Origin of the sequence: Variovorax sp. V15 (genome assembly GCF_041154425.1) — a bacterium.
GTDB lineage: Bacteria > Pseudomonadota > Gammaproteobacteria > Burkholderiales > Burkholderiaceae_C > Variovorax > Variovorax guangxiensis.
Genome location: NZ_AP028659.1, coordinates 2,238,354 through 2,253,330 on the forward strand (window position 1 = coordinate 2,238,354; position 14,977 = coordinate 2,253,330).

The following is a 14,977-nucleotide window of genomic DNA, read 5'->3' on the forward strand; positions in this document are numbered from 1 at the left end:
AGGCCGGGTCCGGTGCAATACCCGTGCCCGCAGCGGCGGGAAGCGCCGGAAGGACCGGCAACCTTGAATCGTGCCCGAACAGCCCTATTTTGGATGCAGGAATACCACCATGCGACAAGACAAACTCACCACCAAATTTCAGGAAGCGCTGGGCGACGCACAGTCCCTGGCGCTGGGCAACGACAACGCCTACATCGAACCGGCCCACCTGCTGGTCGCGATGCTGCGCCAGGACGACGGCCCGCGCGCCCTGCTGGAGCGTGCCGGCGTCAACGTCCCCGGCCTGACGCAGGCGGCCGAGGCCGCCATCAAGAAACTGCCGCAGGTGCAGGGCCACGACATCGTGCAGGTCGGCCCCGAGCTCGGCAAGCTGCTGCAGGCCACCGAGAAGGAAGCCATCAAGCGCAATGACCAGTTCATCGCCGGTGAACTCTTCCTGCTGGCACTGGCCGACAGCAAGGCCGACGTCGGCAAGATCGCCCGCGAAAACGGCCTGAGCCGCAAGTCGCTCGAATCGGCCATCGACGCCGTGCGCGGCGGGCAGGGTGTGAACAGCGCCGACGCCGAAGGCCAGCGCGAAGCCCTCAAGAAATACACCCTCGACCTCACCGAACGCGCCCGGCTGGGCAAGCTCGACCCGGTCATCGGCCGCGACGAGGAAATCCGCCGCGCCATCCAGGTGCTGCAGCGCCGCACCAAGAACAACCCCGTGCTCATCGGCGAACCCGGCGTGGGCAAGACCGCCATCGTCGAAGGCCTGGCGCAGCGCATCGTCTCGGGCGAAGTGCCCGACTCGCTCAAGGGCAAGCGTGTGCTGTCGCTCGACATGGCAGCGCTGCTGGCGGGCGCCAAGTTCCGCGGCGAATTCGAGGAGCGCCTGAAGAGCGTTCTGAACGAACTCGCCAAGGACGAGGGCCAGACCATCGTCTTCATCGACGAACTGCACACCATGGTGGGCGCCGGCAAGGCCGAGGGCGCCATGGATGCGGGCAACATGCTCAAGCCGGCGCTCGCGCGCGGCGAGCTGCACTGCGTGGGCGCCACCACGCTCGACGAGTACCGCAAGTACATCGAGAAAGATGCCGCCCTGGAGCGCCGCTTCCAGAAGATCATCGTGGGCGAGCCCAGCGTGGAGGCGACCATCGCCATCCTGCGCGGCCTGCAGGAGAAGTACGAGGTGCACCACGGCGTGCAGATCACCGACCCGGCCATCGTGGCCGCGGCCGAACTGAGCGACCGCTACATCACCGACCGCTTCCTGCCCGACAAGGCCATCGACCTGATCGACGAGGCAGCGGCCAAGATCAAGATCGAGATGGACTCCAAGCCCGAGGTCATGGACCGGCTCGACCGCCGCCTGATCCAGCTGCAGATCGAACGCGAGGCCGTGCGCCGCGAGAAGGACGAGGCTTCGCAGAAGCGCCTGGGCCTGATCGAGGGCGAGATCGAGAAGCTGCAGAAGGAGATCGCCGACTACGACGAGATCTGGCAGGCCGAGAAGGCCCAGGCCCAGGGCAGCGCGCAGGTGCGCGAGGACGTGGACAAGATCAAGTTCCAGATCGAGGAGTGGAAGCGCAAGGGCGACTTCAACAAGGTCGCCGAGCTGCAGTACGGCCAGCTGCCGGCGCTCGAGAAGCGCCTGAAGGAGGCCGAGGCCAGCGAGGCTAGCAAGGGCAAGTCGAGTGCGCCCACGCTGCTGCGCACCCAGGTCGGCTCCGAAGAGATCGCCGAAGTCGTGGCGCGCGCCACCGGCATTCCGGTTGCCAAGCTGATGCAGGGCGAGCGCGACAAGCTGCTTGTGATGGAAGACAAGCTGCACGAGCGCGTGGTCGGCCAGGACGAGGCCATCGGCGCGGTGGCCAACGCCATCCGCCGCTCGCGCTCGGGCCTGTCCGATCCGAACCGCCCGACCGGCTCGTTCCTGTTCCTCGGCCCTACGGGCGTGGGCAAGACCGAGCTGTGCAAGGCGCTCGCGGGCTTCCTGTTCGACAGCGAAGAGCACCTGATCCGCATCGACATGAGCGAGTTCATGGAGAAGCACTCGGTCGCCCGCCTGATCGGCGCGCCGCCGGGCTACGTGGGCTACGAGGAGGGCGGCTACCTCACTGAAGCCGTTCGCCGCAAGCCCTACAGCGTGGTGCTGCTCGACGAGGTGGAGAAGGCCCACCCCGACGTGTTCAACGTGCTGCTGCAGGTGCTCGACGATGGACGCCTGACCGATGGCCAGGGCCGCACCGTGGACTTCAAGAACACCGTGATCGTGATGACGAGCAACATCGGCTCGCCCATCATCCAGGCCATGGTGGGCAAGCCCTCGGAAGAGATCAAGGAAGCGGTGTGGGACGAGCTGAAGAACTACTTCCGCCCCGAGTTCCTGAACCGCATCGACGAGACGGTCGTGTTCCACGCGCTCGACGCGAAGAACATCGAGTCGATCGCCGCGATCCAGCTCAAGGTGCTGCAGGCGCGGCTCGCGAAGATGGACCTGGGCCTGGAGGTTTCGCCGGCTGCGCTGGCGGAGATCGCCAAGGTCGGCTTCGACCCGGTGTTCGGCGCGCGGCCGCTCAAGCGCGCGATCCAGCAGCGCATCGAGAACCCGCTGTCGAAGCTGCTGCTGGACGGAAGCTTCGGGCCGAAGGACACGATCGAGGTCACGACCGACCCGATCCAGTCGCCGGGCCAGTTCTCCTTCCGCAAGGCGGGGGAACCAACGGCGGCCGCTTCGGCCTAAAGTCGGATGATGAACTTCGTAATACGCGTCATTCTTCTGCTCCTGGGGCTGGTCTTCGCGGCCAGCCTGGCCGTGGCGGTCATGCTGCTGGCGGCTGTGTGGGGTGTTCGCTACGCCTGGGGGCGTCTCACGGGCAAGCCCGTGACGCCGTGGGTCATGCGTTTCAACCCGCGCTCCGGCTTCGACCGATTTCGCAATGCGGCACAGCCCTCGCAACCGACGGCTGCCGACGTGGCGAACGCCCGTGCCCGCGGCGAGTCGGTGGAGCGTCCCGTGCGCATCCGCGGCAGCGTCAGCGACGTGACCGACGTTTCGCCGAAATCGGTCTCCCCGCGCGGCTGACCGGCGGCCCGCGGGCGCTATTTCGGGCGCGACAGTCGGTCGCACCGTTCGCCGTCAGAATCGTCCTCCTGGAGCCGCGGCTCGCCAGCCGCGGCTTTCTGCTTTCATCCAGGAGAGACATTCCATGACTTCGCGCGACATCTTCGTGGTCGGCACCGTCCGCACCGCCATCGGCACCTTCGGCGGCTCGCTGAAGGACGTGCCCAACACCCAGCTTGCCACTACCGCCGTCAAGGCCGCCATCGAGCGCAGCGGCGTCGCAGCCGACGCCATCGGCCACGTGGTCATGGGCAACGTGATTCCCACCGACGTCAAGGACGCCTATCTGAGCCGCGTGGCGGCCATCGACGCGGGCTGCCCCATCGAGACGCCGGCCTTCAACGTGAATCGCCTCTGCGGCTCGGGCCTGCAGGCCATCGTGTCGGCGGCGCAGGCCATCGCGCTGGGCGACTGCGACATCGCCATCGGCGGCGGCTCGGAGTCGATGAGCCGGGGCCCGTACTTCGATACCTCGGCGCGCTATGGCGCCCGCATGGGGGATGCGGTGCTGGTCGACTACATGCTCGGCATCCTCCACGACCCGTGGGAGAAGATCCACATGGGCATCACCGCCGAGAACGTGGCAGCGCGCTACGGCATCACGCGCGAGCAGCAGGACGAGCTGGCGGTGCTGAGCCAGCAGCGCGCGGCCGCTGCCATCGCGGCGGGCCGTTTCAAGGAGCAGATCGTTCCGGTCGAGGTCAAGACGCGCAAGGGCGTGGTGCTCTTCGACACCGACGAGCACGTGCGCGCCGACACCACCGTCGAGACGCTGTCGAAGATGAAGCCCGCGTTCAAGAAGGACGGCCTCGTCACCGCCGGCAATGCCTCGGGCATCAACGACGGCGCGGCCGCCGTGGTGTTGGCCGAAGGCGGCCGTGTGAAGGCGCTGGGGCTCAAGCCCCTGGCGCGGCTGGTGGGCTATGCGCATGCCGGCGTGGAGCCCGCGTACATGGGCATCGGCCCGGTGCCGGCCACGCGCAAGGTGCTGGAGCGTACGGGCCTGAAGGTGAGCGACCTGGACGTGATCGAGTCGAACGAGGCCTTCGCGGCGCAGGCCTGCGCGGTCATCAAGGAACTGGGCTTCGACCCGGCCAGGGTGAACCCGAATGGCTCTGGCATCTCGCTGGGGCATCCGGTGGGTGCGACGGGCGCGATCATCACGACCAAGGCCATCGCCGAGTTGCAGCGGGTGCAGGGGCGCTATGCGCTGGTCACGATGTGCATCGGGGGCGGGCAGGGCATCGCGGCCATCTTCGAGCGGGTCTGATCGCATGCTCCGCCCGTCTGTCCTGATCGATCCCGACGAGGTCGACTTCAGCGCCATCCGGGCGCAGGGCGCGGGCGGACAGAACGTCAACAAGGTCTCGAGCGCGGTGCATCTGCGCTACGACATCCACGCCAGTTCGCTGCCGTCCGATGTGAAAGAAAGGCTGCTCGCGCTGCGCGACAGCCGCATCACCCAGGAAGGCGTGTTCGTGCTCAAGGCACAGCAGCACCGCACCCAGGAGATGAACCGCGCAGACGCGCTCGCGCGGCTGCAGGCGGTGGTCGACAGCGTGGCCGTCGCGCCGCGCGTGCGGCGGGCGACCAGGCCCACCTACGGTTCGAAGCAGCGCCGGCTCGAAGGCAAGAGCCAGCGCTCGCAGATCAAGAGCCTGCGCGGACCGGTGCGGGACTGATCCCTCCGGTGCCGCCGCGCAGCCTGCGGATCTGCAGGCCCACGCCGATCAGGTACAGCACCAGCAGCACGCCGGTGATCGCCTTGAGCTCCGGCGCATCGGCGTTCGGCAGCAGCGGGGCGCCGAGCGGCAGGCGCGTGAGCGTTTCGGTGAAGGCCGGAATCCAGTGGAAGAGAAAGCTCGCAGAGAACGCGATGGCCTCGACGTAGCGCGCCCACTTCCCGAAGAACAAGCCCCGGCCGGCGAGTGCGCCCGCCGCCAGCGCAGCCAGCGTGATGATGCCCAGCGCATGCGGCTTGCCGAAGCCGCCGTGCTGGAAGATGCCGAAGCCGGTGAGACAGGTCAGCACGGTGGTCCACACGAAGAGCCGGCCGAGGCCGGTGCGCATCGTGATTTCCTTGCAGCGGAACAGGGCCGCCAGCCCCGCGGCGACGGCGATCAGGCTGATCGCGGTGTGAACGGTGCCCAGGGACGTGAGTCCCAGCCATCCTGTCGGTGCCATGCGGATCTCCTCGTGCCGTGTTGCGGCATTCTGATGGTTCGCAGCGAATTCGCGCAATCTCGGATGAATTGAGTGCAAAAGGCCCTGCTTTACGGTCCTGAAACATCTCCCGAAGACAATCGCACTCATGAGAAGGCTCTTTCCGCGCGCCGTGCTGGCCGCGTTCCTGCTGGCACCGGCCGCGGCGCTCCTGAGCGGATGCGGCCCGGGAGCCGCAGCGCAACCGGAAGCACGCAGCGCCGCAGCCCCCGAGCTCAAGTGGGAAGAACTGATTCCCAAGAGCTGGGACCCGACCAGGCGCTACCGCAACATCAGCCTCGAAGCCCTGCGCGACAACGATCCCCGCGCGATCCAGATGCTCGACGAGATGCGCGCCGTGTGGGACAACGCCCCCGTCAACGTCGCGCTCGACGGCAAGCCGGGCAAGCTCGCAGGCTTCGTCGTTCCGCTGGACAACACGCAGGAGGGCATCCGCGAATTCCTGCTGGTGCCGTACTTCGGCGCCTGCATCCACACCCCGCCGCCGCCGGCCAACCAGATCGTGCACGTTGTCGCGGCCTCGGCCGTGAAAGGCTTGCACGCCATGGACACGGTGTACGTCAGCGGCACGCTGAAGGCCGCGCGCTATTCGTCGGCGGACATGGGCGTGAGCGGCTACGAGATCAGGTCGGCCTCGGTCGAGCGCTTCGTGCCCAGGCAGCCGCAATGAGCGGCCGCGCTCAGCCGCCCATGCGCTGGGACAGGAAATCCAGGAACGACGTGATGCGCGCCGACAACTGCGTGTTGCGGTAGTACACGGCATTCACCGGCTGGCGCACGTCGGCCGTCTCCTTCGCCAGCACCTGCACCAGCGCGCCGCTGGCGCGGTCGATGGCCGTCATGAAGTCCGACAGGCAGGCGATGCCCACGCCCGCCAGCGCGAGCTGTCGCAGCGTCTCGCCGCTGGACGCCACCAGCGTGGGCGCGATGTTCCACTCGTCGCCATGCACGCCGCGCAGCGGCCAGCGGTTCAGCGACTCGGGCTGGGTGAAGCCCAGCAGCGTGTGTTCGGCCAGGTCGGCCGCCTTGCGCGGCTTGCCGTGCGCTTCGAGGTATGCCGGGCTCGCGAGCACGCGCAGCCGGTGCGTGCCCAGCGGCCGTGCGTGCAGCGTGGAGTCGCGCAGCGGGCCGATGCGGATCGCCACGTCTGTGCGGCGCTCCAGCAGGTCGATGGGCAGGTCGTCGGTGTCCAGCTCCAGGCTGATCTGCGGATAGAGCCGGCGGAACTCCGGCACCAGCGGCACGATGGCGTGCAGCATGAAGGGCGAGGCCGCGTTCACGCGCAGCCGGCCCGCGGGCTGCTCGCGGCGCGCGGCCATGTGCTCTTCGGCGTCGTCGATGGCATCGAGGATGGCGCGCGTGCGCTGCAGGAAGGCCGCGCCTTCCTCGGTGAGTTCGAGCCTGCGCGTGGTGCGGCGAAGCAGGGTGGTGTCGAGCTTCTGCTCGAGCCGGCTCAGGGCGCGGCTGATGCCCGAGACGGTCTGCGAGAGCTGCTCCGACGCGGCAGTAATCGAGCCCGTGTCCACCACCGTGCGGAACGCGACGAGTTCTTCGATGGTGGTCTTCATGGGGGCTGGCGCGTCAGGCGGCGGCTTCCTGCTGCGCGGGCACCTCGACGCGCGGCATCAGCGCCGCGAGCGCCTCGCCGTCGGTGCGGTAGCTGAAGAGCATCGGCCCCGGCGCCAGCAGGCCGGCGCTTTCCAGCACCTGCATCGCGGGCAGCTTCATGCCGCTCAGGTGCAGGCGGATGCCCTTGGATTCCATCATCCGGCGGATCGAGCCGAACACCTCGGCGCCGGTGATGTCGATGCGGTTGATCGGCTGCGCGAACAGGCACACGTCGGTGAGGTGGGGCCGCTCGGCCAGCGCCACCGTGAGCGCGCGTTCGAGCGTGGAGGCGGATGCGAAGTCGAGCTCGGCGTCCATGCGCAGCGCATAGAGGTTCGGTGCCAGCGGCGGCAGCTTCCAGAGGTTGCGGTCGCGCAGGCTGCCGTCGGGGTGCAGGCCCACCTCGATGATGCGCGGATGCAGGTGCCGGTACATGTAGTGCGCCAGCGCCGCCAGCAGGCCACCGAGCACGCCCCAGTAGATGCTGGGCGCGGTCGCGATCGTCAGCACGAAGGTGCCGAAGGCGATGCCCGCCTCGATGCGCGAGATGCGCCACAGCGCAGTGAAGCTCGCCGGCTTCACCAGCCCGAGGATGGCCGTGACCACCACCGCCGCCAGCACCGCCTGCGGCACGTGATAGAGCAGCGGCATCAGCCACAGCAGCGCGCCCGCCACCACGACCACGCTGAAGAGCGTCGCCCAGCCAGTCTGCGCGCCGGCGTACAGCGTGATGGCCGAGCGCGAGAACGACGAACTCGTGGGAAAGGCGCCCGTGAAACCCGAGGCCAGCTTGGCCAGCCCCTGGCCGATCAGGTCCTGGTTTTCGTTCCAGAGCGTGCCGGCGCGCGCGTTGTCGACCTTGGCGCTCGACGCGGTTTCCAGGAAGCTCACCAGCGTGATCATCAGTGCCGGCAGCACCAGCGCGCTGAAGGTGCTCAAGGGGAGCAGGCCCGGCCAGTAGAACGAGGGCAGGCCGGAGGGCAGCGTGCCCACCACCGCGCCGCCGCGCAGCGCGTAGTCGGCCAGCCAGCTGATGGCCGCCGCGCCGGCCACCAGCGCCATCGTGGTCGGAAAGCGCGGCAGCAGGCGCTTGCCCAGCCACAGCACCGCGATGCTGCCCAGCCCGAAGGCGATGGCCACCAGGTCGGGCAATGGCCCGCCCTGCAGCACCTGCGGAATGGTCCGCCCCGTGAAGCCCAGCAGCGCAGGCAACTGCGAGATCGCAATCAGCACTGCCGCGCCCTGCGTGAAGCCGATGAGCACCGGCGAATTCACCAGCCGCAGCAGCCAGCCGAAGCGCCCGGCGCCCAGAACGATCTGGATCGCGCCCGACATCAGCGTGAGCCACACCGCCATCGCCACCCACTCGGCGCTGCCCGCCACCGCCAGCGGCGCGAGCGAGGCACCCACCAGCAGGCTGGTGAGAGCCGTCGGCCCCACCGACAGCCGTTGCGAGGAACTGAACATCACCGCGATCAGCGCCGGGAACAGCGCCGCGTAGACGCCCGTGACCAGCGGCATGCCCGCCAGCGCCGCATAGGCCACGCCCTGCGGGATGACCATCAGCGCCACGGTGATGCCGGCCATCGCCTCGTTGCGCAGCAGCGCGGCGGAAGGGCGGGGCCAGGCCAGGCACGGAACCCAGCGCGAGAGGCGCTGGCGCAGGGAGGGAGAGGGGGCAGCCGGGGTCATGGATGTTTGCGGGCGCACTGGAGAGAACTGCAGGCACATGCGCGGTGCGCCGCGCGAAAGCGATGCGGAATGTGGAGCCGGGTCAGATCAACGATGTCGCGTTTTTCAGCACGTAGTCGCAGGCCTTTTCCTTGACCTTCGACGACAGCCCCTTGAAGTTCAGCGACTTGCCGTCGCCGCCTTGCAGCAGGCCCTTGGCGCCGCTGGCGAAGCCGGTCTCCTGCTTCTTCTGGCCGGTGATCTTGGCGAGCAGCTTGTCCTTCACCGAGGCCGCGTCGCCGCCCAGGTAGTTGTTCTTCACGCAGTACTGCAGCACACCGGCCGCGTTGCCCATGGTGCTGGAACCGATGGCGGGCATCTTGAAGCCGAGGCTGCTGCCCAGGTTGCCGAGCGCCGATCCGCCCGTGCTGCCGCCGCTGCCTTGCGAATTGGCGGTGGCGGCTTCGCCGGCCTTTTCCTTGAGCTGGTCGAGCAGGTTGTTGGCCTGCGCCGAGGCGCCCGCGGCGAGCAGCGCCAGGGCGATGAGGGTTGAACGGGCGTGCATGTCGTCCTCCTGTCGGTACGCGTGGTGGAAAGCGGCCATCAGCATAACGGAGACGCCGGGGGCGAAGCCCCGGTTGCACGCGCGCTCTTACTTCGTGCGTGGTGGGCGCTTTTCGAGCAGCGGCGCACTGGTGCCTTGCACGCCAACCAGGCCCAGCACCGTCACCAGCGAGTTCTGCGCACCCTTCCAGCCATCGGTCACGTCGATCCACTCCGACAGCGCGTGGAAGCCGCCGGTCTTGCCGCCGCCGCCGATGATGATGGCCGGGATGCCCAGCGACATCGGCACGTTGGCGTCGGTGCTCGCGCCCGTCAGCAGCGTCTTGTGGCCGAAGGCCGCGTTCGAGCGCGTGGCGGCCTCGACGATCACCGTGTCCGACTGCGTGCGCCCGCCCGGACGGTCGCCGATGAGCTTGGTGCTCACGCTCAGCGTGTTGACGTTCCAGCGCTTGTTTTCCTCGGCCACGGCTTCGTCGATGGCGGCGAGGATCTTCTTCTCGGTCTCGAGCAGCGGCGCCATTTCGTCGGAGCGGATGTCCACCGCCATGCGTGCATCGGGCGCGATGGTGTTGACCGAAGTGCCGCCACCGACCGTGCCGACGGTGAAAGTCGTCTTCGGAAAGCTCGGCGTGCGGATGTCGGCGATCTTCGCGATGGCGCGGCCCATGCCGTGGATGGCGCTGGGCACCTGGCCGAAGGCGCCGTAGCTGTGGCCGCCGGGGCCCTTGAAAGTCACTTCGTAGCGATGGCTGCCGGTGCCCAGCATCAGCACCGAGCCATCGGGCGCGGGCTCCAGGCCGACCATGCCGTCGATGTCGAGGTTGTCGCGGAAGATCGCCTTGATGCCGCGCAGGTTGCCGAGCTCTTCCTCGCCCACGTTGCCGACGAAGAGCAGGTCGCCCACCGTCTGGATCTTGTTGTCGTTGAGCACCTTGAGCCACGACAGCAGCACCGCGAGGCCGCGCGTGTCGTCGGAAATGCCGGGCGCGTAGAGCTTGCCGTCGCGCTCCTTCACCTTCACGTCGGTGCCGGCGGGGAAGACGGTGTCGAGGTGGGCCGAGATCAGCAGCTTGGGCCCGTTGCCCGTGCCCTTGCGCAGGCCGACCACGTTGCCTTCGGCGTCGATCTTCGCGTCGGCGAGGCCCAGCGCCTTCATGCGTGCGAGGAAGGCTTCGGCGCGCTTCTGTTCCTTGAAGGGCGGCGCTTCGATCTCGGTGAGCATCTTCAGGTCTTCCACCGAGCGGTCGTGGTCGGCCTTGACCGCTTCCAGCAGCTTCTGGATGGCGGGCGACGCCATCAGCTGGGTGTAGGCCTTGTCCACCTCGGGCCGCACCTGCGTGGGCGTGGCTGCGACGCTGCCCCCCTGGGCGTGCGCGAAGCCAGCAGCGGCCGAGGCAAGGGCGAGGACGAGGGGGGCGAGGCGTAGCGAGGCGGTGCGGAGCATGGAAGGTGTCCTTTTTTTGAAGCGGGCCAGATCAAGATCGGCGCCGCCGGTGCAACGCCGTCGTCAGCGATTCTTATGGCTGTGTTAGGCGCGTGCTCTGGTTTAATCTGCCGCGTTGTCAGTTTTTCTAACGAAGCCCTCATGCGCCGCCATATTCCGAGCACCCGCGCGCTGCTGATCTTCGACGCGGTGGCCCGCCACCACGGCGTCGGCAAGGCCGCGGAGGAGCTGTGCCTCACGCACAGCGCGGTGAGCCAGCAGCTGCGCCAGCTGGAGACGCAGATCGGCGTGCGGCTGGTACAGCGCACCGCGCGCGGCACCGAGCTCACCGAGGCCGGCCGGCGCTATCACGGGCAGATCTCGGGCGACCTGCTGCGGCTGCAGAACCACACGCTCGAAGCCATGGCGCAGCGCACAGACGGCCTGCGCCTGCTGGTGGGCGCCGTGCCGGTGCTCGCCGAGGGTTGGCTCACGCCGCGCCTGCCGGAGTTCATCGGGCAGAACCCGGGCTGCAGCCTGCATCTGCAGGTGTTTCCCACGCATCTCTACATGGAAGACCAGCCCTTCGACGTGGGCGTGCAGTACGACGATGCGGTATGGCCGGGCGCAAACGCGCTGCCGCTCATGGGCGAATCCTGCGTTGCCGTGTGCTCGCCCAACGCGAAGGGGCGGCCGGCCATGGCGCGCGGCGACTTCCGCGCGGCGCCGCTGCTGCAGTTGCGCACGCGCATGGGGGCCTGGGAAGAGTGGTTCGGCCAGACCCCGCATCTGCGCGCACCCGAGAACCTGGTGGCCGGGCACCGCTTCGACCTGTTCTCCTCGCTGGTCGCCGCTGTGCGTGCCGACCTGGGTGTGGGGCTCGTGCCCGACTACTTCGTCGAACGCGAGCTGCGTTCGGGCGAGCTGGTGCTGGCCTGTCCGCACCGTGCGCCCTCGAGCCGGGGCTACAGCGTTTTCGTGGCGCCCAGCCGCACGGACGACGCGCTGGTCGGCGCCTTCGTGGCATGGCTGTGCGCGGCGGCCGCGCAGGCCGCGCCGCGTGAGCTGAAGGCCGCCTAGGCCCGGCGGAAGAGCAGCACCGAGTTCGTGCCGCCGAAGGCGAAGGAATTGCTGATGGCGGCTTCGAGCGCGGGTGCCGCGGTGTCGTCCTGCATGACGAGGTTCATCCGGCATTCCGGATCGATCTCGCGGCAGTTGGCGCTGGGCGGCAGTTGCCGCTGCTGCAGCGCCATCACGGTGATGAGTGCCTCGATGGCGCCGGCCGCGCCCAGCATGTGGCCATGCAGCGCCTTGGTCGAGCTCACGCGCAGCGCGTCGAGGTCGTCGCCCCACACTTCGGCCAGCGCGTTGCGCTCGACCACGTCGCCGATGCGCGTGGCCGTGCCGTGCGCGTTGCAGTAGCCCACGTCGCGCGGCTGCAGCCCCGCCTGGCGCAGGGCGGCGCGCAGCGCGCGGGCCTGTCCTGGAGCGTCGGGCTTGGTGAGATGGGTGGCGTCGCTGCTGAGGCCCCAGCCGGCCAGTGTGGCGTAGCTGCGGGCGTTGCGTGCGCGAGCGCGCTCGGCGGATTCGAGGACGAGGAAGGCCGAGCCTTCACCCAGCGCGAAGCCGCTGCGGTCGGTGGCGAAGGGCCGCACCGCGCCAGCCGCCTCGCCGGGCTGGAAGCCGGCCAGTGTCTGCATCGCCTGCCATGCCACCACCACGCCCGGCACGATCAGCGCCTCGCTGCCGCCGGCGATGGCGATGTCGACCTCGCCGCGCTGCACGGCCTTGGCCGCTTCGGCGATCGCGGCGGAAGAGGAGGCGCAGGCGACCGAGTAGGTGAGCACCGGGCCCTTCACGCCCTGGCGCATGGCCACATGGGCGGCCGGCGCATTCGGCATGAAGGCGGGAATGGTGAGCGGGGAGACGCGGCCGTTGCCGCGATAGGCCGCTTCGAGCGCGGCGGCGCCGCCCATGCCGCAGCCCGAGAAGACGCCCACGCGCTCGGGGTCGGCGTCGGACACGGCGAGGCCCGCGTCGCGCATCGCCATGTCGGCGGCGGCCACGGCCAGCTGGCTCACGCGGTCGACGCCGGCGAGCTGCAGCTTGGTGAACCAGCGGGTCTCGTCGAAGGCCACGGTGGCCGCCGCTGCCGGCTTGGGCAGTTCAGGAAAAACGGGCTGTATGGCCGACCGGCCCTGCAGCAGGGCCTGGAACAGTGCGCCGGGCTCGTCGCCGTGCGGCGCCACGACGCCCAGCCCGGTGACGGCGACTTCGTGGTTCACGACGCCGACGCGGCCTTCTCGGCCCTGACCTTGTCGACCAGCACGGACAATTCGGCCAGGGTGTCGATGCTCGCGTCCTCGTCGGGCATGACGATGCCGAAGTGGTCTTCGATGGCGAACAGAAATTCGGCCAAGGCCAGCGAATCGAGTCCGCCGGTTTCACGCATCGAGGCGTGGGGGTCGAGCTTCGACGGTTCGATGCCGTACTTCTCGTGGATCAGGTCCTGCAATTCCTTCAGCGAACTCATCGTGCAATGCCTGTCGTCGTGTGCCGCCGATCGATCGCCGCCCTGTGCGGTCCTTGAGTCAATCGATCCCTTCCTCGTCGGCCAGTGGTGAGTGGTCAGTGTTTACGGATGATATCCGCTCCCACGTGAGGGACATCGTCCCGCTGCCGGGCGCCCGGCCTCCAGCGCATCGAGGGCAGGGCGAAAGCCATACCCAGCAGCGCCCCGGCGGCCACGTCCAGCGCCACGTGCTGCTTGACCGCCAGCGTCGAATAGGCGATGGCGGCGAACCAGGCCCAGTTCAGCACCCGCCACCCGGCGGGGGTGCGGGTTTCGCTCAGCACGTCCTCGATGCGGATGGCCGTGAAGATGGCCACCGCCACGTGCATCGAAGGGCAGGCGTTGCCGGCCGCGTCCACGCCCTGCAGCATCGTGAAGCCTGGGTAGCCGGAGGCATCGATGGCCAAAGGGGGTATCTGGGTCGGCCAGAAGTAGAAGATGCCCAGGCCGGTGATGCACAGCCCGCCGATCCACAGCCCGTAGACCACCAGCTCGCGGAAGGTCAGTTGCAGCCCTGGCGCGATGCCCACGTACACCCACAGCGAGAGGTACGGCCCCAGAAGGTAGGGCTGGAAGGGCAGCAGGCGGTCCAGCGGCGTCAGCGGCATCACCTCGACCGGAAAGGACGGATTGCGCAGCAGGTGGAAGTAGCCGATGAAGAAGAGCCAGGTGAAGACCGTGGTGCCGACCGCCTTCAGCAGGAAATGCCGGCGCACGCGCAGCCAGATGTCGGCGGTCCAGGTGGAAGCTTGGGCGCCGGGCGCCAGATGCAGGGGGATCGGTGAGTGCATGGTGTTGCTTGTCGGGCGCCGATCTTGCCAGAGCGACGTGAAGCATCCATTCCTCGATACCCCGGTTGCCCGGGGCGCGCCGCTCAGGCGGGCGCGGGCCGCTTGCGGTGCTGGAACGAGGTGGGCGAGCGGCCGGTGGCGGCCTTGAACATCGCGCAGAAGGCGCTGTCGGTGGCGTAGCCGCTGGCGGCAGCCACCTGGCTCACCGCCATGCCGCGCGCCAGCAGCGGCAGCGCGTGCGCCATCACGGCCTGCTGGCGCCATTGCTGCCAGCTCATGCCGAGCTGGTCGCGGAACAGGCGCGCCACCGTGCGCTCGCTGGCGCCGATGGCGGCGGCGCGCTCGGCCAGCGTGGCGCGGTCGGCCGGGTTGCGCAGCAGCGTCTCGCAGAGCTGGCGCAGGCGCTTGTCGGTGGGCAGCGGCACGTCGATGCGGATCTGCGTGGCACGCTCCAGCTCGTCGACCAGGAGCGGCGCGATCATCCGCTCGCGCTGCGGCGCGTGCACGTCTGCCGGCGGCAGGCCGTCGGGCGTGGTGTCGAGCGCCAGCATCAATGCGCGCAACAGCGGGCTGATCTCGAGCACCTCGCATTTCTCCCAGGAGGGCGCGATCCAGGCGTGCAGGTAGACGGTGCGCAGTTCGGCATCTTCGATCAGCGTGATGCTGTGCGGCATGTTGGCGGGCACCCAGAGCGCGCGAGAGGGCGGGACGATGTAGCTGCCGTCCTGCGTGCTCAGGCGGATCACGCCGCGGGTGGAAAAGGTGAGCTGTGGCCACGGGTGCTCGTGAAGCTCGACCAGCGTGTCGGCGCTCAGGAAGTGCTCCTTGGCGCGCAACGGCCGCACCGCGTCGGGCGCGTACAGGTGCGGCGTGAGGGATGCAACGCTGTTGATCGGGGTGGGCCCGCGCAGCCTGGCGGCGGTCGCGGCGCTCCTGGAGGGGGGTGAGGCGGCGCTTGGCATGGTTTCGACAAATGTTGTCGCTGTATCGCCATTCTGCCGCTTCCCCGGCGC

Annotated in this window: 15 protein-coding genes; 6 read left to right on the forward strand and 9 right to left on the reverse strand. The window is 68.8% G+C overall.

All coding sequences use genetic code 11. The annotated features are described in order from the left end of the window. Positions 1–109 precede the first annotated feature (109 nt). The 4 genes from clpB (at position 110) to arfB (ending at position 4,794) form a co-directional block, all read left to right on the forward strand. On the forward strand, positions 110–2,731 hold the full coding sequence (gene clpB, locus ACAM57_RS10575) for an ATP-dependent chaperone ClpB (RefSeq protein WP_369661600.1): 2,622 nt from the start codon (positions 110–112) through the stop codon (positions 2,729–2,731). A gap of 6 nt (positions 2,732–2,737) precedes the next feature. Then, a complete protein-coding gene (locus ACAM57_RS10580) occupies positions 2,738–3,073 on the forward strand; it encodes a hypothetical protein (protein WP_126025863.1) in 336 nt (111 codons plus the stop codon). A 124-nt stretch (positions 3,074–3,197) separates the two neighbouring features. Beyond that, the gene (locus tag ACAM57_RS10585; protein WP_369661601.1) at positions 3,198–4,382 is read left to right on the forward strand and encodes an acetyl-CoA C-acyltransferase family protein; all 1,185 of its coding nucleotides are present in this window, start codon (positions 3,198–3,200) and stop codon (positions 4,380–4,382) included. A gap of 4 nt (positions 4,383–4,386) precedes the next feature. Beyond that, positions 4,387–4,794 carry an alternative ribosome rescue aminoacyl-tRNA hydrolase ArfB gene (arfB, locus tag ACAM57_RS10590; protein WP_126025861.1) on the forward strand — a complete coding sequence of 136 codons (408 nt, stop codon included), beginning with the start codon at positions 4,387–4,389 and terminating at the stop codon, positions 4,792–4,794. On the opposite strand, the gene ACAM57_RS10595 is transcribed toward arfB, so the two are convergent. Beyond that, on the reverse strand, positions 4,763–5,296 hold the full coding sequence (locus ACAM57_RS10595; RefSeq protein WP_369661602.1) for a hypothetical protein: 534 nt from the start codon (positions 5,294–5,296) through the stop codon (positions 4,763–4,765). The two genes, arfB and ACAM57_RS10595, sit on opposite strands and share 32 nt — an antisense overlap. Positions 5,297–5,423: 127 nt before the next feature. Between ACAM57_RS10595 and ACAM57_RS10600 the strand changes: the two genes are divergently transcribed. Continuing rightward, entirely contained in the window at positions 5,424–6,005 is a 582-nt protein-coding gene (locus ACAM57_RS10600) for a DUF3299 domain-containing protein (protein WP_369661603.1), read from the forward strand. 10 nt (positions 6,006–6,015) lie between these two features. Here ACAM57_RS10600 and ACAM57_RS10605 read toward each other — a convergent pair whose 3' ends face one another. The 4 genes from ACAM57_RS10605 to ACAM57_RS10620 form a co-directional block, all read right to left on the reverse strand. After that, the gene (locus ACAM57_RS10605; RefSeq protein ID WP_369661604.1) at positions 6,016–6,903 is read right to left on the reverse strand and encodes a LysR substrate-binding domain-containing protein; all 888 of its coding nucleotides are present in this window, start codon (positions 6,901–6,903) and stop codon (positions 6,016–6,018) included. 13 nt (positions 6,904–6,916) lie between these two features. Then, the gene (locus ACAM57_RS10610) at positions 6,917–8,635 is read right to left on the reverse strand and encodes a SulP family inorganic anion transporter (RefSeq protein ID WP_369661605.1); all 1,719 of its coding nucleotides are present in this window, start codon (positions 8,633–8,635) and stop codon (positions 6,917–6,919) included. Positions 8,636–8,717: 82 nt separating this feature from the next. After that, a complete protein-coding gene (locus ACAM57_RS10615; RefSeq protein WP_369661606.1) occupies positions 8,718–9,179 on the reverse strand; it encodes a DUF2501 domain-containing protein in 462 nt (153 codons plus the stop codon). 87 nt (positions 9,180–9,266) lie between these two features. Beyond that, a complete protein-coding gene (locus ACAM57_RS10620; protein ID WP_369661607.1) occupies positions 9,267–10,622 on the reverse strand; it encodes a M20/M25/M40 family metallo-hydrolase in 1,356 nt (451 codons plus the stop codon). Positions 10,623–10,763: 141 nt separating this feature from the next. Between ACAM57_RS10620 and ACAM57_RS10625 the strand changes: the two genes are divergently transcribed. Beyond that, positions 10,764–11,681: a LysR substrate-binding domain-containing protein gene (locus ACAM57_RS10625; RefSeq protein ID WP_369661608.1), complete on the forward strand. Its 918-nt coding sequence runs from the start codon at positions 10,764–10,766 to the stop codon at positions 11,679–11,681. On the opposite strand, the gene ACAM57_RS10630 is transcribed toward ACAM57_RS10625, so the two are convergent. The 4 genes from ACAM57_RS10630 to ACAM57_RS10645 form a co-directional block, all read right to left on the reverse strand. Continuing rightward, positions 11,678–12,886, reverse strand: coding sequence for a beta-ketoacyl synthase (locus tag ACAM57_RS10630; protein WP_369661609.1), 1,209 nt, complete (start codon positions 12,884–12,886; stop codon positions 11,678–11,680). The genes ACAM57_RS10625 and ACAM57_RS10630 overlap by 4 nt on opposite strands. After that, positions 12,883–13,134, reverse strand: coding sequence for an acyl carrier protein (locus tag ACAM57_RS10635; protein WP_126025852.1), 252 nt, complete (start codon positions 13,132–13,134; stop codon positions 12,883–12,885). Before ACAM57_RS10635 ends, ACAM57_RS10630 begins: the two co-directional genes overlap by 4 nt. 95 nt (positions 13,135–13,229) lie before the next feature. Next, complete coding sequence (locus tag ACAM57_RS10640) at positions 13,230–13,964, reverse strand: phosphatase PAP2 family protein (protein WP_369661610.1); 735 nt, start codon at positions 13,962–13,964, stop codon at positions 13,230–13,232. Between the two features lie 83 nt (positions 13,965–14,047). Beyond that, positions 14,048–14,926 carry a helix-turn-helix domain-containing protein gene (locus ACAM57_RS10645; RefSeq protein WP_184641316.1) on the reverse strand — a complete coding sequence of 293 codons (879 nt, stop codon included), beginning with the start codon at positions 14,924–14,926 and terminating at the stop codon, positions 14,048–14,050. Between the last annotated feature and the right edge of the window lie 51 nt (positions 14,927–14,977).